The 18,918-nt window shown below is 65.5% G+C and carries 16 protein-coding genes (1 of these 16 only partly in view); 4 read left to right on the forward strand and 12 right to left on the reverse strand.

Annotated features, from left to right (window positions below):
* Positions 1–6 precede the first annotated feature (6 nt).
* Positions 7–1,380, forward strand: a complete 1,374-nt coding sequence (locus RAM80_RS20565) for an MFS transporter (protein WP_416422278.1) — start codon at positions 7–9, stop codon at positions 1,378–1,380.
* Between the two features lie 132 nt (positions 1,381–1,512).
* Here the strand turns inward: RAM80_RS20565 and RAM80_RS20570 are convergent, their stop codons facing one another.
* The 3 genes from RAM80_RS20570 to RAM80_RS20580 all read right to left on the reverse strand — a co-directional run bounded on the left by RAM80_RS20570 (position 1,513) and on the right by RAM80_RS20580 (position 4,641).
* The gene (locus tag RAM80_RS20570) at positions 1,513–2,466 is read right to left on the reverse strand and encodes an adenosine deaminase (RefSeq protein ID WP_416422279.1); all 954 of its coding nucleotides are present in this window, start codon (positions 2,464–2,466) and stop codon (positions 1,513–1,515) included.
* A gap of 78 nt (positions 2,467–2,544) precedes the next feature.
* Positions 2,545–3,513, reverse strand: coding sequence for a 2-oxoglutarate and iron-dependent oxygenase domain-containing protein (locus RAM80_RS20575; RefSeq protein ID WP_416422280.1), 969 nt, complete (start codon positions 3,511–3,513; stop codon positions 2,545–2,547).
* 45 nt (positions 3,514–3,558) lie between these two features.
* Positions 3,559–4,641: a BMP family ABC transporter substrate-binding protein gene (locus tag RAM80_RS20580; RefSeq protein WP_416422281.1), complete on the reverse strand. Its 1,083-nt coding sequence runs from the start codon at positions 4,639–4,641 to the stop codon at positions 3,559–3,561.
* Positions 4,642–4,893: 252 nt separating this feature from the next.
* Between RAM80_RS20580 and RAM80_RS20585 the strand changes: the two genes are divergently transcribed.
* A complete protein-coding gene (locus tag RAM80_RS20585; RefSeq protein ID WP_416422282.1) occupies positions 4,894–5,982 on the forward strand; it encodes a calcium:proton antiporter in 1,089 nt (362 codons plus the stop codon).
* 9 nt (positions 5,983–5,991) lie between these two features.
* On the opposite strand, the gene RAM80_RS20590 is transcribed toward RAM80_RS20585, so the two are convergent.
* The 9 genes from RAM80_RS20590 to RAM80_RS20630 all read right to left on the reverse strand — a co-directional run bounded on the left by RAM80_RS20590 (position 5,992) and on the right by RAM80_RS20630 (position 16,194).
* Positions 5,992–7,344 (reverse strand): 8-oxoguanine deaminase, encoded by a 1,353-nt coding sequence (locus RAM80_RS20590; RefSeq protein ID WP_416422283.1) that lies wholly within the window; start codon positions 7,342–7,344, stop codon positions 5,992–5,994.
* Positions 7,345–7,435: 91 nt separating this feature from the next.
* Positions 7,436–8,116, reverse strand: a complete 681-nt coding sequence (locus tag RAM80_RS20595) for an SDR family oxidoreductase (protein ID WP_416422284.1) — start codon at positions 8,114–8,116, stop codon at positions 7,436–7,438.
* Positions 8,117–8,215: 99 nt separating this feature from the next.
* A complete protein-coding gene (locus RAM80_RS20600; RefSeq protein ID WP_416422285.1) occupies positions 8,216–9,142 on the reverse strand; it encodes an ABC transporter permease in 927 nt (308 codons plus the stop codon).
* Complete coding sequence (locus tag RAM80_RS20605) at positions 9,142–10,245, reverse strand: ABC transporter permease (RefSeq protein WP_416422286.1); 1,104 nt, start codon at positions 10,243–10,245, stop codon at positions 9,142–9,144. The genes RAM80_RS20600 and RAM80_RS20605 overlap by 1 nt, the downstream gene beginning before the upstream one ends.
* Before the next feature lie 11 nt (positions 10,246–10,256).
* Positions 10,257–11,804 (reverse strand): ABC transporter ATP-binding protein, encoded by a 1,548-nt coding sequence (locus RAM80_RS20610; protein ID WP_416422287.1) that lies wholly within the window; start codon positions 11,802–11,804, stop codon positions 10,257–10,259.
* Positions 11,805–12,343: 539 nt separating this feature from the next.
* Complete coding sequence (locus tag RAM80_RS20615; RefSeq protein ID WP_416422288.1) at positions 12,344–12,934, reverse strand: IMPACT family protein; 591 nt, start codon at positions 12,932–12,934, stop codon at positions 12,344–12,346.
* Positions 12,935–12,957: 23 nt separating this feature from the next.
* On the reverse strand, positions 12,958–13,620 hold the full coding sequence (locus RAM80_RS20620) for a TetR/AcrR family transcriptional regulator (protein ID WP_416422289.1): 663 nt from the start codon (positions 13,618–13,620) through the stop codon (positions 12,958–12,960).
* An 88-nt stretch (positions 13,621–13,708) separates the two neighbouring features.
* Positions 13,709–15,100: a uracil-xanthine permease family protein gene (locus RAM80_RS20625; protein ID WP_416422290.1), complete on the reverse strand. Its 1,392-nt coding sequence runs from the start codon at positions 15,098–15,100 to the stop codon at positions 13,709–13,711.
* 176 nt (positions 15,101–15,276) lie between these two features.
* A complete protein-coding gene (locus tag RAM80_RS20630) occupies positions 15,277–16,194 on the reverse strand; it encodes a LysR family transcriptional regulator (RefSeq protein ID WP_416422291.1) in 918 nt (305 codons plus the stop codon).
* 112 nt (positions 16,195–16,306) lie between these two features.
* On the opposite strand from RAM80_RS20630, the gene RAM80_RS20635 reads away from it, so the two are divergent.
* Together RAM80_RS20635 and RAM80_RS20640 are read left to right on the forward strand one after the other, a co-directional pair.
* Positions 16,307–17,653, forward strand: coding sequence for an aspartate aminotransferase family protein (locus tag RAM80_RS20635; protein ID WP_416422292.1), 1,347 nt, complete (start codon positions 16,307–16,309; stop codon positions 17,651–17,653).
* Between the two features lie 61 nt (positions 17,654–17,714).
* A protein-coding gene (locus RAM80_RS20640; RefSeq protein WP_416422293.1) for a CoA-acylating methylmalonate-semialdehyde dehydrogenase crosses the window boundary here: on the forward strand, positions 17,715–18,918 show its 5' portion. The gene runs 290 nt beyond the window's last position; only the first 1,204 of its 1,494 coding nucleotides appear in the window; it begins with the start codon at positions 17,715–17,717; the stop codon falls past the right edge of the window.

Genomic DNA, 18,918 nt, shown 5'->3' on the forward strand with positions numbered 1-18,918 from the left:
CAGCCCATGCCCACCCACCGTTTCAGCGCCGCGGAGCGCCTGGAGAGGCTGCCCATCAGCGGCTACCACCGGGTGATTTTCATCGTCATTGCCCTGGCCTTCCTGTTCGATTCCATGGACCTGGCAATGATGACCTTCCTGCTGGGCTCCATCAAAGCCGAGTTCGGCCTGAGCAGCGCCCAGGCCGGGGTGCTGGCCAGCGCCAGTTTCTTCGGCATGGTAGTGGGCGCGTCGCTGTCGGGCATGCTCGCCGACCGTTTCGGCCGCAAGCCGGTGTTCCAGTGGAGCATCGTGCTGTGGGGGCTGGCCAGCTACCTGTGTTCCACCGCCCAGCACCTGGACAGCCTGACCCTGTTCCGGGTGTTGCTGGGCTTCGGCATGGGCATGGAGTTTCCCATCGCTCAGTCGATGCTGTCGGAACTGGTACCGGCGCGCCAGCGGGGGCGTTATATCGCCTTGATGGATGGTTTCTGGCCGCTGGGCTTCGTCGCCGCCGGCGTGCTGTCGTACTGGTTGCTGCCGCTGATCGGCTGGCGCGACATCTTCCTGGTGCTGGCAGTGCCGGCGGTGTTCGTGCTGGCGGTGCGCTTTTGCATTCCCGAGTCGCCGCGCTGGCTGGAGCACTCGGGGCGGCACGACGAAGCGGATCGGGTGCTCAAGGCCATCGAGGCCAAGGTCCAGCGTTCCCTGGGCGGCGGGCCACTGCCCGAGCCCGTGGCCATGCCCCGGCAGGCGGCGGCCGCCAACGGCTTTTTCTCGGCGTTCGCGGCCCTGTGGTCGCCGCTCTATCGCCAACGCACGGTGATGATCTGGAGCTTGTGGTTCTTCGCGCTGTTGGGCTTCTACGGGCTGACCTCCTGGCTGGGGGCGCTGTTGCAGCAGTCCGGTTTCGCGGTGACGCAATCGGTGTATTACACCGTGCTGATTTCCCTGGGGGGCATCCCGGGTTTCCTGATGGCGGCCTGGCTGGTGGAGCGCTGGGGGCGCAAGCCTACCTGCGTGGTGACCTTGCTGGGCGGCGGGGCCATGGCGTTCGTCTATGGCCAGAGCGCGGTATTTGGCGGCAACGTCGGTTTGCTGATCGGCTCGGGGTTGCTGATGCAGTTCTTCCTGTTCGGCATGTGGGCGGTGCTCTACACCTACACGCCTGAGCTGTACCCCACTTCTTCGCGGGCCACGGGCTCGGGGTTTGCCTCGGCCATTGGCCGGGTGGGGTCGTTGCTGGGGCCGATGGTCACCGGGCTGGTGTTTCCATTGACGGGGCAGGGCGGGGTGTTCGCGCTGGGGGCGGCATGCTTTGCCCTGGCGGCGCTGGTGGTGTGGCTGTTCGGCGTGGAAACCCGCGGCCGCACCCTGGAGGAGTTGACCGAAACCCTGTAGCCGCTGCCGCCAGGCTGCGCTGGCCCTCGAGTACACTGAAGATCTTCAGCGTGGAGCAGGGCCAGCGCAGCCTTCGGCAGCGGCTACAGTCGATTTGCGTAGCGTCCGTCAGGCGGAGGGGAGTCCGTCAGATCACGGCTTGACCAGGCGGGCGTCCAGGCTGTTCTGCGCCAGGCGTTTGGCCTGGTCCTGGGTCATGCCCAGGTCCTTGTACAGCGCGTGGAAGTTCTCGGTCACGTAGCCGCCGAAGTAGGCCGGATCGTCCGAGTTCACGGTGACCTTCACGCCACGCTCGAGCATGTCGAGGATGTTGTGCTGGCTCATGTGGTCGAACACGCACAGCTTGGTGTTGGACAGCGGGCACACGGTGAGCGGGATCTGCTCGTCGATGATGCGTTGCATCAGGCGCTCGTCCTCAATGGCGCGCACGCCGTGGTCGATACGCTGGATCTTCAGCAGGTCCAGGGCTTCCCAGATGTACTCGGGCGGGCCTTCCTCGCCGGCGTGGGCCACGGTCAGGAAGCCTTCGCCACGGGCGCGGTCGAACACGCGCTTGAACTTGCTGGGCGGGTGGCCCATTTCCGAGCTGTCCAGGCCCACGGCCACGAACGCGTCACGGAACGGCAGGGCCTGGTCCAGGGTTTTCTCGGCTTCTTCTTCGCTCAGGTGGCGCAGGAAGCTGAGAATCAGGCCGCTGCCGATGCCCAGTTGCTCGCGGCCATCCTTCAGCGCGTGGGTGATGCCGTTGAGCACCACTTCGAACGGGATGCCACGGTCGGTGTGGGTCTGCGGGTCGAAGAACGGCTCGGTGTGAATCACGTTCTGCGCCTTGCAGCGCTGCAGGTAGGCCCAGGTCAGGTCGTAGAAGTCCTGCTCGGTGCGCAGCACGTCGGCGCCCTGGTAGTACAGGTCGAGGAATTCCTGCAGGTTGTTGAAGGCGTAGGCCGCCCGCAAGGTTTCCACGTCGTTCCACGGCAAGGCGATCTTGTTGCGCTCGGCCAGGGCGAACAGCAGTTCGGGTTCCAGCGAACCTTCCAGGTGAAGGTGCAGTTCTGCCTTGGGCAGGGCGTTCAGCCAATCGTACATAAAGGTGTCTCTTAAGGTGCAATGGGCCGCATTCTACAGAGGTTATCGCCCGTTGGAGCGATAACCTGACCAGCCGGTTCAGATCGCCTCGGCCTGCTCGCGCCGGTAGGCGTAGGTGTCGGCGAAGCGCGACAGCAGGAATTCCGCACAGGTGGTGGGCGGGTACTTGGCCGGGTTGCCGATGCCCTGGCAGCCGGGCAGGCACTCGATGCGCGTGTCGGGGTGCGGTTCGGCGAAGAACGGCATGGAGTAGCGGTCGATGCCCAGCGGGCTGATCACCCGGTGCGGGGTGGAGACGTACTGGTCGTTGCTCCAGCGCGCCATCATGTCGCCCAGGTTGACCACGAAGGTGCCGTCGATGGGCGGCGCATCTATCCACTGGCCATCGACGTTGCGCACCTGCAGGCCGCCGGCGCTGTCCTGATACAACAGGGTAACGCAGCCGTAGTCGGTGTGGGCGCCGGCGCCCTGCTGCTCGGGGGAGCTGGCGGTCTGGCGTGGCGGGTAATGGATCATGCGCAACACGCTGACCGGGTCTTCGAAGCGCTGGTCGAAAAAATCCTCGTCAATGTCCAGGGCCAGGGCAATGGCGCGCAGCAGGGTCTGGGCCAGGGCCTGCATGTCCTGGTAATGGGTTTCCATCAGCGTTTGCCAGCCCGGCAGTTGCGGGTGGCGGTTGGGCCCGCGCAACGGTTTTTCCGCCAGCACGTCCGGGTGCTCGGCCGGCAGGTGCAGGCCCATGTCGAAGGTTTCCTTCAGGTCGCTGGGCAGGCTGGGGTCCAGCTGCTCGGTGGCGATGGCGCCGTAGCCGCGGTGGTGGCGGGTCTGGGTGATGTCGATGCCCAGCTTGTCGGCCAGGGGCTGGGCGAAGAAGGTCTTCGCCGCCTGTTGCAGCGCCTCGATGCGCTGCGGGCTGATGGGGTGGCCCTTGATGTAGAAGAAACCCCACTGGCGGCAGGCGCGGTCGATGGCCTGGGCCACGCCCAGCCAGCCGTCGCGGTCGGCAGCGTACAGCGGGGCAATGTCGATGATCGGAAGTGTGTCCATCTGCTGGGTCCTGTGGGGCCGCCACCAGGGCGGCCCGCTTCATTGTTATTGGGGCAGCTTGGCGCTCAGGCCTTCCACGTAGTAGTTCATGCCGGCGAGGTCGGCCAGAGTGGCGGAGCTGCCGGCAGGAATTTTCAGCACGCCGGCCTGGTCCTTGATCGGGCCGGTGAAGGGCTGGAACTCGCCGCTCTTGATGCTGGCGATCAGCTTCTCGGCCTCGGCTTTCACGTCGGCGGGGACGATGTCGCTGATCGGCAGTTCGACGGTGCCGTCCTTAAGGCCGCCCCAATAGTCTTCCGACTTCCAGCTGTGGTCGATGACGTGCTGGGTGGTCTGGGTGTAGTACGGGGTCCAGTTGTTGACGATGGAGGTCAGCACGGCCTTGGGCCCGAAGTGCGCCATGTCCGAGGCGTAGCCCACGGCGTAGACACCACGGCGCTCGGCGGTCTGGATCGGCGCGGGGCTGTCGGTGTGCTGGAAGATAACGTCCGCGCCCTGGTCGATCAGGGCGTTGGCGGCGTCGGCTTCCTTGCCCGGGTCGAACCAGGAATTGACCCACACCACTTTCAGCTCGGTGCCGGGGTTGTACTTGTTCAGGGCCAGCTGGATGGCGTCGATGTCGCGGATCACCTCGGGGATCGGGAACGAGGCCACGTAGCCGATCTTCTTGGTCTTGGTCATCTTCGCCGCCAGGAAGCCGCCCACGTAGCGGCCTTCATAGGTGCGGGCCAGGTAGGTGCCCAGGTTCTTGCCCTGCTTGTAGCCGGTGGCGTGCTCGAAGATCACGTTGGGGAACTGCTGGGCGACCTTGGCGGTGGGGTTCATGTAGCCGAACGAGGTGCTGAAGATCAGGTCGTACTTGTCCTTGGCCATGTTGCGGATGACGCGTTCGGCGTCGGCGCCCTCAGGCACGTTCTCCACGTAGGTGGTGTTGATCTTGTCGCCCATCTTTTCCATCAGTTGCTTGCGGGCCAGCTCGTGCTGGTAGGTCCAGCCGTGGTCGCCGATGGGGCCCACGTAGACGAAACCGATCTTCAGCGGGTCGGCGGCGCTGACCGCCAGGCTGGTGGCCAGGCCGATAGCGGCGGCCAGTGTCCCCAACAGCGTCTTCAACGGGCGTGTGTGCATGTGTGGCGAAGCTCCATGTTGTTGTGTGTGCAGCAGGCCAATGCAAAAAATTGACCAACAGGACAACAAAGCCTCTGCGATTGTGGGAGCTGGCTTGCCAGCGAGCTTTTGGGCCCCAACAGCTCGCTGGCAAGCCAGCTCCCACAGAAGCACATCGGTGCAGGTTGTTGCCGCCTGCTTTGTACTGGTGCGAAGGAAACCATCTGCCCCGGTCTACAGTCACTACACAACGAGCAAACGCCGGGCGCCCCGATGCTGACCTTATTCAAGCAAGAGAAATACCTGCTGCTGGCGTTGATCGTCACCTGCGCGGCCTACCCGCTGGAGCCGTGGCTGATGGGCCATGGCCACGGCGTGGCGCTGCTGGCCGGCATTGTGCTGGTGGTGGCGGTGGTGTGCGCCTCGGTGCAGGTGGCCCAGCACGCCGAGCTGCTGGCGGAAAAGGTCGGCGACCCCTACGGCACCATGATCCTGACCCTGTCGGCGGTGCTGGTGGAGGTGGTGATCCTGGCGATCATGATGAGCAACGAGGCCTCGCCCACCCTGGTGCGCGACACCATCTATTCGGCAGTGATGCTCGACATCAACGGCATCCTTGGCCTGTGCGCGCTGATGGGCGGCATCAAGCACGGTGAGCAGGTGTACAACGACGATTCCGCGCGCTCCTACGGGGTGATGATCATGACTGCCATGGGCATTTCCATGGTGGTGCCCGAGTTCATTCCAGAAGCGAACTGGAAGCTGTATTCGGCCTTCACCATTGGCGCCACGGTGATCCTCTACACGGTGTTCCTGCGCATGCAGGTGGGCCCGCACAGTTACTTCTTCAGCTACAGCTACCCGAAGAAAAAACGCCGCCAGGGCGCGGATGCGCAACCGCTGCCGGTGAGCCTGCCACTGTCGATTGGCACCTTGGTTTTCGGTGTGTTCGTGATCGGCGCGCTGGCTGAGGTGATGTCCAAGACCCTCGACTACGGGCTTGAGGGCAGCGGCGCGCCGCCGGTGCTGATGGCGATCATCGTCGCCGCCATCTCGGCGGCGCCCGAGATTCTGACTGCCCTGCGGGCGGCCCTGGCCAACCGCATGCAGTCCACCGTCAACGTGGCGCTGGGAGCGTCGTTGTCGACGGTGATCCTCACCGTGCCGGTGATGGAGGCCATGGCGCTGTACACCGGCCAGCCGTTCCAGATGGCGCTGACCCCGGTGCAGACGGTGATGATAGCCATCACCCTGGTGGTCAGCGCCATCAACCTGAACGATGGCGAGACCAACGCGATCGAGGGCATGACCCACTTCGTGCTGTTCGCCACGTTCATCATGCTGGCGTGCCTGGGGCTTTAGCGTTGGGGTTTAGCCAATCAACGCCGCAGCGGCCTGGCGGTGATCGGCGATCAGCCCCTGTACATCCAGCCCTTCGACCTGACCGTCGATCACCCGCCATTCACCGCCCACCATTACCCGGTCGGCTTTGTCCGCCGCGCACAGCAACAGCGCGCTCAGCGGGTCATGGCTGCCGGAAAAACGCAGTTCGTCCAGCTTGAACAGCGCCAGGTCGGCCTGCTTGCCCACCGCCAGCTCGCCAATGTCATCGCGCCCCAGCAGCCGCGCCGAACCACGGGTGGCCCAGCCCAGCACGCCTTCGGGGGTGATGGCCTTGGCGCCGTAGCGCAGGCGCTGGATGTACAGGGCCTGGCGCGCCTCCAGAATCATGTTCGAGGCATCGTTGGACGCCGAGCCGTCCACGCCCAGGCCCACCGGCGCGCCGGCGGCCAGCAGGTCGAGGGTGGGGCAGATGCCCGAGGCCAGGCGCATGTTCGACGTGGGGCAATGGCAAATGCCGGTGCCCGCCGCGCCCAGCCGGGCGATTTCGTCGGGGTTGAAATGAATGCCGTGGGCCAGCCAGGTACGCGGGCCCAGCCAGCCGACGCTGTCCAGGTAGTCCACGGTGCGCAGGCCGAAGCGCTGCAGGCAGAAGTCTTCTTCGTCGAGGGTTTCCGCCAGGTGGGTGTGCAGGCGCACGTCCAGCGCTTCGGCCAGCTCGGCGCTGGCGCGCATGATTTCCGGGGTGACCGAGAACGGCGAGCAGGGCGCCAGGGCGATCTGCACCTGGGCGCCGGCGCCACGCTGGTGGTAGCGCTGGATCAGCCGTTGGCTGTCGGCCAGGATCACTTCGCCCTGTTGCACCGTCTGCTGCGGCGGCAGGCCGCCATCGGCCTCGCCCAGGCTCATGGACCCGCGGGTGAGCATGGCACGCATGCCCAGCTCGCGCACCACCTCCACCTGCACGTCGATGGCCTGCTCCAGGCCGTCCGGGAACAGGTAGTGGTGGTCGGCGGCGGTGGTGCAGCCCGACAGCAGCAGCTCGGCCAGCGCTACCTTGGTGGCCAGCGCCAGTTTTTCCGGGGTCAGCCGCGCCCATACCGGGTACAGGGTCTTCAGCCACGGAAACAGCGGCTCGTTGACCACCGGCGCCCAGGCGCGGGTCAGGGTCTGGTAGAAGTGGTGATGGGTGTTGATCAGCCCCGGCAGCACCACGTGCTCGCGGGCGTCGAACACCTGCTGGCAGGGTTGCGACGGTTGCTGGCCGGCGGCCAGTACTTCGCTGATCAGGCCGTCTTGCAGCACCAGGCCGCCACGGCCGTCGAGGTCGTTGCCGGTGAACAGGGCCAGGGGGTGCTTGATCCAGATACGGGGTGCGGGCATGAGCCGGCTCCTCTGTCAGTTGATTGAGGTAAGCCAGCTCAGTGATTGCCCTGTCTGCTGATCCAGGGGCGCCGTCAGGCGCGGGGGCATATTACCAAGGGATGGTCTCGCCGCGATAGTTCACGAAGTGATGGCCGCCCTTGCCGGCGTAGGCGTTGACCTGGTCGATGAGCCCGCGGGTGCTGGTCTGCACGTCGATTTCCGCGCCTTCGCCGCCCATGTCGGTTTTCACCCAGCCGGGGTGCAGGCTGAGCACGGTCAGCGCGGTGTCGCCAAGGCTGCCGACGAAGGTGCTGGTCATGGAGTTCAGCGCCGCCTTGCTGGCCTTGTACAACGCCAGTTCCGGCGCGTCGGGCATGGTCACGCTGCCCAGCACCGAACTCATGAAGGCGATTACGCCGCCTTGGGGCCGGACCTGGTCCTTGAAGTGCTTGGCCAGGCGAATCGGCGCCACGGCGTTGGTGTAGAACAGCGCGCCGATGTCCTCGGGGCTGACCTTGTCGACGCCCTGGTCGTTGGGGCCCTTGACCCCGGCGTTGACGAACAGCAGGTCCCAGGTCTGGCCCTGCAGCGTCTGCGCCAGCGCCGCTAGCTGGCCGGCGTCATCCATGTCCAGCTTCTCGATACGCACGCCCGGCACTGCTTGCAGTGCGTCGGCGGTGCGCAGGTTGCGCACCGTGGCGGTGACGTTCCAGCCGTCCTCGCGCAGGCGCTGCACCAACCCCAGGCCCAGGCCACGCGAAGCGCCGATGATCAATGCGTTCTTGCTCATGATGGATGTCCCTTGGCAGGCAAAGAGCATCAGCATAATCTGTGGGAGCTGGCTTGCCAGCGAGATTTTGAAAACTCGCTGGCAAGCCAGCTCCCACAGTCACCGCCCCGGCTGCCACGGCTGCCCCAGCGACACCGGCGCATACAACCGCGTGCGCACGCCATCGCGCGACAGCAGCACCAGCACCACAATGGTCGCCACGTACGGCAGCATCGCCAGCAGGTTCGACGGAATCGACAGGCCAACCCCCTGGGCCACCAGGTGCAGGATGCTCGCCAGGCCAAACAGGTAGGCGCCCAGCAGCACGCGCCACACCCGCCAGCTGGCGAACACCACCAGCGCCAGGGCAATCCAGCCGCGGCCGGCGCTCATGTTTTCCGCCCACATGGGCGTGTACGCCAGCGACAAGTACGCCCCGGCCAAGCCGGCCATGGCGCCGCCGAACAACACCGCCAGGGTGCGCACGCGCAGCACCGGCAGGCCCATGGCGCTGGCCGCGTCGGGGTTTTCCCCCACGGCCTGGATGATCAGGCCCACGCGGCTTTTCAGCACCACCCAGGCCACCAGCGCGAACAGCGCGAACGACAGGTATACCAGCAGGTCCTGGGCGAACAGCATGCGGCCGATCAGCGGAATGCTGCTCAGCACGGGAATCGCCACCGGGTCGAAGCCAGTGAGCGGCTTGCCCACCCAGCCGGCGCCGACAAAGGTCGACAGGCCGACGCCGAAAATCGTCAGCGCCAGGCCGGTGGCCACCTGGTTGGCGTTGAACACCAGCGCCACTAGGGCGAACAGCGACGACAACAGCATGCCGGCGACCATCGCCAGCACCACGCCCAGCCACAGGTTGCCGCTGCTGAAGGCGACGATGAAACCCACCACCGCGCCGAACAGCATCATGCCCTCCTGGCCCAGGTTGAGTACGCCGCTTTTCTCGCAGATCAGTTCCCCCAGGGCCACCAGCAGCAGCGGCGTGCCGCAGCGCACCATGGCGAAGAGAATGTTACCCAGCAGATCGATATCCATCACAGCGCTCCTGCGGTGGCGACCGCGGTGGTACGGCGAGCCCAGCGCACGTTCAGGCGCGGGCGGTAGAGAATCAGCACGTCACAGGCCAGCAAAAAGAACAGCATCAGGCCCTGGAACAGTTCGGTGATGGCCTGGGGCAGGTTCATCGCCATCTGCGCGTTCTCGCCGCCCAGGTACAGCAGCGCCATCAGCAGGCTGGAAAACACGATGCCAATAGGGTTCAAGCGGCCAAGAAAGGCCACGGTGATAGCCGCGTAGCCATAGCCGGGCGACACCTGCGGCACCAGTTGGCCGATCGGCCCGGTCACCTCGCACACCCCGGCCAGGCCGGCCAGCGCACCGCTGACCAGCAGCGCCAGCCACACCAGGCGTTTCTCGCGAAAGCCGACGAAGCCGGCGGCGCGCTGGTCCAGGCCCAGCACCTTGATCTGGAAACCCAGGAAGCTTTTCTGCAGCAGCACCCACACCGCCACCAGCGCCAACAGGGCGAAGTACAGCCCGGCGTGCAGGCGCCCGCCCTCGAACACCAGCGGCAGGCGGCTGGCGTCGCCGAACATGGCCGACTGCGGGAAGTTGAACCCAGCCGGGTCGCGCAGCGGGCCGTGGACGAAATACAGCAGCAGGTTCAGGGCGATGTAGTTGAGCATGATGCTGGTGAGGATTTCATTGGCGTTGAAGCGTGTGCGCAGCCAGGCCGTCAGCCCGGCCCAGGCGGCGCCGGCGAGGGTGCCGGCCAGCAGCACCAGCACCAGCGCCCAGCGGCTGTCCATGCCGATGATATTCACCGCCACGGCGCTGCCGCCCAGGGCGCCGATCAGCAGTTGGCCTTCGGCGCCGATGTTCCAGATGCGCGCCTGGTAGGCCACCGCCAGGCCCAGGGCGCACATCAGGATCGGCAGCGCCTTGACCAGCAGTTCGCTGACGCCGTACAGGTCGCTGATCGGCTCGATCAGCAAGGTATGCAGCGTTTGCAGCGGGTCATGCCCCAAGGCGATGAACAGCAGCGAGCCACAGCCCAGGGTCAGCAGCGCGGCCAGCAACGGCGAGCACCAGAGCATCAGGCGTGACTGCTGGCCGCGGGGTTCGAGGGAAAGCAACATGAAAGGCTCCGTTAACCGGCCAGGGCAGGGGTGGTGGATGGAAGGTCAGCGAAGCGCCCGGCCATCCAGCCGCCCAGTTCCACCTGGGTGGTCTGCGCGGTGGCTTGCAGGGCGCTGAGGCGGCCGCCGCTGAGGGCGCCAAGGCGGTCGCTGATCTGGAACAGTTCATCCAGGTCTTCGGAGATCACCAGGATCGCCGCGCCGGCATCGCGCAGGGCAATCAGCGCGCGGTGGATGGTGGCGGCCGCGCCCACGTCCACGCCCCAGGTGGGGTGCGCGGCTATCAGCAGGCGTGGCTGCTGGAGAATCTCGCGGCCGAGGATAAATTTCTGCAGGTTGCCGCCCGACAGGCTGCGGGCGGCGGCCTGGGCGTCCGGGGTTTTCACCGCGAAGCGGCGGATGATTTCGTCGGCCAGGGCCAGCACCTTGCGGGTGTGCACCATGCCCTTGCTCACCAGCCCTTGCTGGAAAGCGGTGAGCAGAGCGTTGTCGGCCAGGCTCATGTCTGGCACGGCGCCGTGGCCCAGGCGCTCGGCCGGTACGAACGCCAGGCCGCGGGCGCGACGTTGGTCGGGGCGCAGGTGCGCCACGGGCTCGCCATCAAAGCTGATGGTGGCCGGCTGCTTCAGGCGCTGTTCGCCACTGAGCAGGGCCAGCAGTTCGTCCTGGCCGTTGCCGGCTACCCCGGCGATACCAACGATTTCGCCGCTGCGCACCTGCAGGCTGACGCCCTGCAGCGAGCAGCCGAACGGGTCGGGGTTGTTCCAGTTCAGTTGGATGACGCTGAGGAACGGTGCGCCGCCCTCGGCTTTCGGGTACTGCGCCACCAGGCCCTCGGCGTCGCCGACCATCAGCCGCGCCAGCTCCAGGTCGCTGCGCTCGGCCGGCACGCAGTGGCCCGACACGCGGCCGCCGCGCAGCACCGTGGCGCTGTGGCACAGGGCGCGCACCTCGCCCAGCTTGTGGCTGATGAACAGAATGCTGCAGCCCTCGGCGGCCAGGCGGCGCAGGGTCACGAACAGGTCGTCGGCCTCCTGCGGGGTAAGCACCGAGGTCGGCTCGTCGAGAATCAGCAGGCGGATGTCCTGCATCAGGCAGCGCACGATCTCCACGCGCTGGCGCTCGCCAATGGACAGGCTGTGCACCAGGCGGTCAGGCGCCAGCGGCATGCCGTAGCGCGCCGACACCTCGCGAATCTTCGGTTCCAGTTGCGCCGGCGTCTGCCCCGGGCCCATGGCCAGGGCGATGTTCTGCGCCACCGTCAGGGTCTCGAACAGCGAGAAATGCTGGAACACCATGCCGATGCCCAGCTGACGCGCCTGGGCCGGGTTGCGCAGGCGCACCGGCTGGCCCTGCCACAGCACGCTGCCGCTGTCGGCCTGGGTGACCCCGTAGATGATCTTCATCAGGGTACTTTTGCCGGCGCCGTTCTCGCCCAGCAACGCACGGATCTCGCCGGGCTGCAGGCTCAGGTCAATGCTGTCGTTGGCCAGGCAGCCGGGGTAACGCTTGCTGATCGCGCGCAATTGCAGGCGCGGGGTATTCGCAGGGTTGGACATGACAGGCTCGGTTGGAATGGGACGCTGGTGCATAAGCAATTTCCTGGCCAGTGGGTCAGGAAATGCGTGGCGCCTGCGTTTCCGCGGTTTTCGCCGTGGTGCAAGGGCACCAAGCCAGGGCGGCGCAGGGAGGGACGCATCGAAATCGTGCTGGTTAAAAAATGATCAGCTGCCTGTGCAGGCCGTGCAGCCTGCGGCTGGCGCAGGCTTGCACGGCTTATCCACAGACTGCTCCACAGTTTTTGTGCGCAAGGGGAAAGCGCGGGTATAAGCCCGGGCGGGCTATGTTCGAACGGCGATAACTGTGCATAAGTATTTGAACGGGCGCCGTTTTCCGTTGTGGATAAGGCGATTGGTCAAATAACGTACAGAAGCCTGTAGCCCTTGATCCACAAGGGCTGGCGCTGATTGCGCAGAGCTTATCCACAACCGGGTGCACAGTAGATGTGGGCAGTTTTGCTGCGCCCGGGTTATGACGTCGCCTTCTGTAGCAGCGGCCGCAGGCCGCGTCAGTGGTTGGACGCAGCCTTCGGCAGCTGCTACGGGGAAGGGAGTTCCAGGAGGATGCGGCCGCGGCTCAGGTCGGCCAGCTGCTGCTGCAAGCGCGGCACATGCTCGCGGCCCAGGGCCAGTTGCAGGTCGACGCCGTTGGCGGTGAAGTCCTCCTGCACCACGAGGCCGTCCAGCTCGGCCAGGCGCAGTTTCACCAGGGACAATTCGCTGAAGCTGCACGAGCAGGTCACCGCGATGCGGCTCACCAGCACGCGCTTCTCCGCCTGTTGCAGGCACTTGTTGGCGCCGCCCCCATAGGCGCGGGCCAGGCCGCCGGTGCCTAGCTGAATGCCGCCGTACCAGCGAATCACCAGCACCACTACCTGGTCGCAATCCTGCGCCTCGATGGCCGCCAGTATCGGCCGGCCCGCTGTGCCGCCTGGCTCGCCGTCATCGTTGCTGCGGTACTGCTCGCCCAGCTTCCAGGCCCAGCAGTTGTGGGTGGCGTCGGGCACGCTGTGCTGTTCGAGAAACGCCTGGGCGTCGGCCACGCTGGCGATTGGGGCGGCGAGGGTGATGAAGCGGCTCTTGCGGATTTCTTCACGAAATTCGCAAGGGCCGAGCAAAGTCGAGGGCATTCAGGGCAGATCCGCGCAAACAGTCATTGGACAGGGGTGAGGCCACAGCCTTTGAGGATTATACGGGTCAATTGCTCGCCGGCTTCCTCGAAGTCCTGCTTGGTCAGGCGCGTGCGGCCGGTGACGCGGCAGATCTGCGTGGCGAAATCGGCGTAGTGCTGGGTGCTGCCCCACAGCAGGAAAATCAGGTGCACGGGGTCTACCGGGTCCATCTTGCCGGCGTCGATCCAGGCCTGGAACACCCCGGCACGGCCCTGGAACCAGGCGCGGTAGTCCTGGCTGAAGTATTCGTTCAGGCACTGGCCGCCGCTGATGATCTCCATGGCGAAGATGCGCGAGGCCTGCGGCTGGCGCCGCGAGAACTCCATCTTCGCGCGAATATAGCGGGTCAGCGCCTGGGCCGGGTCATCGTCCACGGTCAGGGTGTTGAAGGTGCTGTCCCACAGTTCGAGGATGTTGCTCAGCACCGCAATGTAAAGGCCCAGCTTGTTGGTGAAGTAGTAGTGCAGGTTGGCCTTGGGCAGCCCCGCCTTGAGGGCGATGGTGTTCATGCTGGTGCCCTTGAACCCGTGGCGGGCGAACTCGTCCTCGGCAGCCTGGATGATGGTCTCTTCGTTCTTCTGACGAATACGGCTGGCAGGTTTGCCGGAGGCGTGGGCGCTGTGCGCGGGGACTTCGAGGGTCATGGGCGGTTCCGAACAGATCGTGTGGGTGCATCGTGATGCGTTGATAACGCACCCACGTGATCCAGACAAGGCCTGGCGCCGAAAACCTTCAAACGCGAGTTTCAAGTCCTTCGCTTTCAACCGCTGGCATAGTGGCCACGGGCTTGCCCTCGGGCAGCAGCAGGCACATCACCAGGGCAGTGATGCCGCCGCTGGTGATGGCCGAATCGAACAGGTTCTGCACCAGCTTGGGCAGCAGGTGCAGCAGGGTCGGCTGCGCCGCCACGCCCAGGCCGACGCCGAACGAGGTGGCAATGATCAGCATGTTGCGCCGGTCCAGCGGGCCCTGGGCCAGGATGCGCACGCCGGCGGCGGCGACGCTGCCGAACATCACCAGGGTGGCACCACCCAGCACCGGCTTGGGGATCTGCTGCAGCACCGCACCAATCACCGGCACCAGGCCCAGCAGGAACAGGATCGCGCCGATGTACAGGCCTACGTAGCGGCTGGCCACGCCGGTCAGCTGGATCACGCCGTTGTTCTGGGCAAAGGTGGTGTTGGGGAACGCGCTGAAGGTGGCGGCCAGCATGCAGCTGATGCCATCGCCTAACACGCCGCCCTTGAGCCTTGCAATGTAGGTGGGGCCGCTGATGGGCTGGCGCGAGAGCATGCAGTTGGCGGTCAGGTCGCCGACCGTCTCGATGGTGCTGATGAGGTAGATCAAGGCCACTGGGAAGAACGCTGCCCAGTCGAAATTGAAACCGAATTTGAATGGGATCGGCAGGCTGACCAGGGGCAGCGGCGGCAGCGCCTGGGGCACCAGTTTGCCGGTAAACCAGGCGGCGATGCTGCCCACTGCCAGGCCGATGATGATCGCCGACAGGCGCACCCACGGCGTGCTCGAGCGGTTGAGCAGGATGATCACCAGCAGCACGAACGCGCCCAGGGCCAGGTTGCCGGGGGCGCCGTAGTCCGGCGCGTTGAAGCCGCCGCCCAGGTCGGTCATGCCCACCTTGATCAGGCTGATGCCGATCAGGGTGATGACGATGCCGGTCACCAGCGGCGTGATCACCCGGCGCAGCTGGCCGATGAAGCGGCTGAGCACGATCTGCACGGCGGCGCCGAAGAAGCACACGCCGAAGATCATCGCCATGATGTCGTCGGGGCTGCCGCCGCGCTGCTTGACCATGAAGCCGGCGGACAGCACCGCGCCGAGGAAGGCGAAGCTGGTGCCTTGCAGGCAGATCATGCCGGCGCCGATGCCGAACGGCCGACGGGCCTGGATGAACGTGCCTACGCCGGACACCATCAGCGCCATGCTGATCAAATAGGGCAAGTGCTCGGTCAGGCCCAAGGCCGAACCAATGATCAGCGGCGGGGTGATGATGCCGACGAAGCTCGCCAGTACGTGCTGCAGCGCGGCCAGCACGGCGGCCATGGGGTTGGGGCGATCATTCAGACTGTAGATCAGTTCGTTGGGCGACGATGATTCTGGTGGCATGGGAAGCTCTCGGCACGGGGGCGTGTATCGGATGACACGTCCTGTTGCAAAAAGCTGTCCAACTGCTCAGGTTTGAAATGGGTGTTTGGCGTGTAGCCCTTGTAGATCAACGGATTAAAATTTTTTGGAGGTGCTTTGCCAGGCTGGCGCCCGAGGGCTTTTGCTAGCAACGTGCACTAGCGTGTGGCCGCCAGGCTTTCCAGGAAGCTCTCCAGCACCAAATGTGGGCGCCTGCCCTTGCGCGTCACCCACGACAGGCTCAGGTCATAAAACCGGCTGTCCGGTTTCAGCGCGCGCAGCCGCCCTTGCTGCACCCAGAAACTGGCGTAGTGGTCGGGCAGGTAGCCGATGAAACGCCCGGTGAGAATCAGGAACGCCATGCCCTCGCGGTCCGAGGCGCTGGCGGTGCAATGCAGCGCCTGGTAATGCGCCTGGATGTCGGCCGGCAGGCGGAAGGTCGGGGCGATGGCGTCCTGGGCGTTCAGGCGCGCGTCGTCCAGGTCGGCGTCGGCGGCGTAGAACAGCGGGTGGCCCACGGCGCAGTACAGCAGCGAGCGCTCGCTATACAGCGGTGCGTATTCCAGCCCCGATAGCGGGCTGGCCTGGGGCACCACGCCCACGTGCAGGCTGCCGTCGAGCACGCCCTGTTCCACCTGGCTGGGGGCGATCATGCGGATCTGGATGCGCACGTCCGGGCCGCGGTCCTTGAGCTGGGCCAGGGCATGGGTGATGCGCATGTGCGGCAGGGTCACCAGGTTGTCGGTCAGGCCGATGTTCAGCTCACCGCGCAGGTGCTGGTGCAGGCCGTTGACCTCGGTGCGGAAGCTTTCGATGGCGCTGAGCAGTTGCAGCGCCGAGTGGTACACCTCGCGGCCTTCCTCGGTCAGCGAAAAGCCGGCGCGGCCGCGTTGGCACAGGCGCAGGCCGAGGCGCTGTTCCAGGTCGCTCATCTGCTGGCTGATGGCGGAACGGCCGATGCCCAGCACGTTCTCGGCTGCGGAGAAACCGCCGCATTCCACCACGCTGCGGTAGATTTTCAGCAGGCGAATGTCGAAATCGCTGACCTGCGCCAGGGGATCGGGACGTCGGCTCATAGTTTAGTCATCGCCTAACCAAAGATTGGAAAAACAGGATTTTCCAGACTTTATCGCCGTGACAACGTAGCTGCAACAACACTCGTTACTTCCGATTCGAGGTCTTGCACGAATGAACTTGCCCGAAAACGCTCCGCACGGAATCGCCAGCCAGCTGAAACTCGACGCGCACTGGATGCCCTACACGGCCAACCGCAGCTTCCAGCGCGACCCGCGTATCATCGTCGCCGCCGAAGGCAGCTACCTGACGGACGACAAGGGCCGCAAGATCTACGACAGCCTGTCCGGGCTGTGGACCTGTGGCGCCGGCCACACCCGCAAGGAAATCCAGGAAGCGGTGGCGCGCCAGTTGGGCGTGCTGGACTACTCCCCGGCGTTCCAGTACGGCCACCCGCTGTCGTTCCAGCTGGCCGAGAAGATCACCGAGCTGACCCCTGGCGAGCTGAACCACGTCTTCTACACCAACTCCGGGTCCGAGTGCTGCGACACCGCGGTGAAAATCGTGCGTGCCTACTGGCGCCTGAAAGGCCAGGCCACCAAGACCAAGCTGATCGGCCGTGCCCGTGGCTACCACGGCGTGAACGTCGCCGGCACCAGCCTGGGTGGCGTGAACGGCAACCGCAAGATGTTCGGCCAGTTGATGGACGTCGACCACCTGCCGCACACCCTGTTGGCCAGCAACGCCTTCTCCAAGGGCGCGCCGGAAGAGGGCGGCATCGCCCTGGCCGATGAAATGCTCAAGCTCATCGAGCTGCACGACGCCTCGAACATCGGCGCGGTGATCGTCGAGCCCATGGCCGGTTCCGCCGGCGTGCTGCCACCGCCCAAGGGTTACCTCAAGCGCCTGCGCGAGATCTGCACCCAGCACAACATCCTGCTGATCTTCGACGAAGTGATCACCGGCTTCGGCCGCACCGGCAACATGTTCGGTGCCGACACCTTCGGCGTTACCCCTGACCTGATGTGCATCGCCAAGCAGGTCACCAACGGCGCCATCCCCATGGGCGCGGTGATCGCCAGCACCGAGATCTACCAGACCTTCATGAACCAGGCCACGCCCGAGTACGCGGTGGAATTCCCCCACGGCTACACCTACTCGGCCCACCCGGTGGCCTGCGCTGCTGGCCTGGCCGCGCTGGACCTGCTGCAGAAGGAAAACCTGGTGCAACAGGCCGCCGAACTGGCGCCGCACTTCGAAAAAGCCCTGCATGGCATCAAGGGCAGCAAGAACGTCATCGACATCCGCAACTTCGGCCTGGCCGGCGCCATCCAGCTGGCCCCGCGCGACGGTGATGCCATCGTCCGCCCCTACGAGGCCTCGATGAAGCTGTGGCAGGCAGGTTTCTACGTGCGCTTCGGCGGCGACACCCTGCAGTTCGGGCCAACCTTCAACGCCAAGGCCCAGGACATGGACCGCCTGTTCGATGCCGTTGGCCAGGCGCTGAACGCGATCGACTGATCCCCTCTTTATATAGGAAGCGGCACGCGCCGCTTCCTGGCATCTATTCCAGGAGTTTCACATGAGCAGCATTCAGCACCTGATCAACGGTGATCTGGTTTCCGGTGGCGACCGCACCGCCGACGTCTACAACCCATCGACCGGCCAGGTTATCCACAAACTCCAGCTGGCCGACCTGCAAACCGTGCAGCAAGCCATCGACTCGGCCAAGGCCGCATTCCCGGCCTGGCGCAACACGCCGCCGGCCAAGCGTGCCCAGGTGATGTTCCGCTTCAAGCAACTGCTGGAGCAGAACGAAGCCAAGATCTCCCAACTGATCAGCGAAGAGCACGGCAAGACCCTGGAAGACGCAGCCGGTGAACTGAAGCGCGGCATCGAGAACGTCGAGTACGCCAGCGCCGCGCCGGAAATCCTCAAGGGCGAGTACAGCCGCAACGTCGGCCCGAACATCGACGCCTGGTCCGACTTCCAGCCCCTGGGCGTGGTCGCCGGCATCACCCCGTTCAACTTCCCGGCCATGGTGCCCCTGTGGATGTACCCGCTGGCCATCGCTTGCGGCAACTGCTTCATCCTCAAGCCGTCCGAGCGGGACCCAAGCTCCACCCTGTTCATTGCCCAGCTGCTGCTGGAGGCCGGCCTGCCGGCTGGCGTGCTGAACGTGGTGCACGGCGACAAGGTGGCGGTGGACGCGCTGATCCAGGCGCCGGAAGTCAAAGCCCTAAGCTTCGTGGGTTCCACGCCGATCGCCGAGTACATCTATAGCGAAGGCACCAAGCGCGGCAAACGCGTGCAAGCACTGGGCGGCGCCAAGAACCACGCCGTGCTGATGCCCGACGCCGACCTGGACAACGCCGTCAGCGCGCTGATGGGCGCGGCCTACGGTTCCTGTGGCGAGCGCTGCATGGCCATCTCGGTAGCCGTGTGCGTGGGTGACCAGGTGGCGGATGCCCTGGTGGCCAAGCTGGTGCCACAGATCAAGGCGCTGAAAATCGGTGCCGGCACCAATTGCGGCCTGGACATGGGCCCGCTGGTCACCGGCCAGGCCCGTGACAAGGTTGCCGGTTATGTCGAAGACGGCGTGCAGGCTGGCGCCAAGCTGGTGGTCGATGGCCGCAGCCTGGTCGTGCCGGGCAATGAAGACGGCTTCTTCCTGGGCGGCTGCCTGTTCGACAACGTCACCCCCGAAATGCGCATCTATAAGGAAGAGATCTTCGGCCCAGTGCTGTGCATCGTGCGGGTGAACAGCCTGGAAGAGGCGATGAAGC

It is taken from the genome of Pseudomonas sp. App30 (assembly GCF_047947025.1).
Classification (GTDB): Bacteria; Pseudomonadota; Gammaproteobacteria; order Pseudomonadales; family Pseudomonadaceae; genus Aquipseudomonas.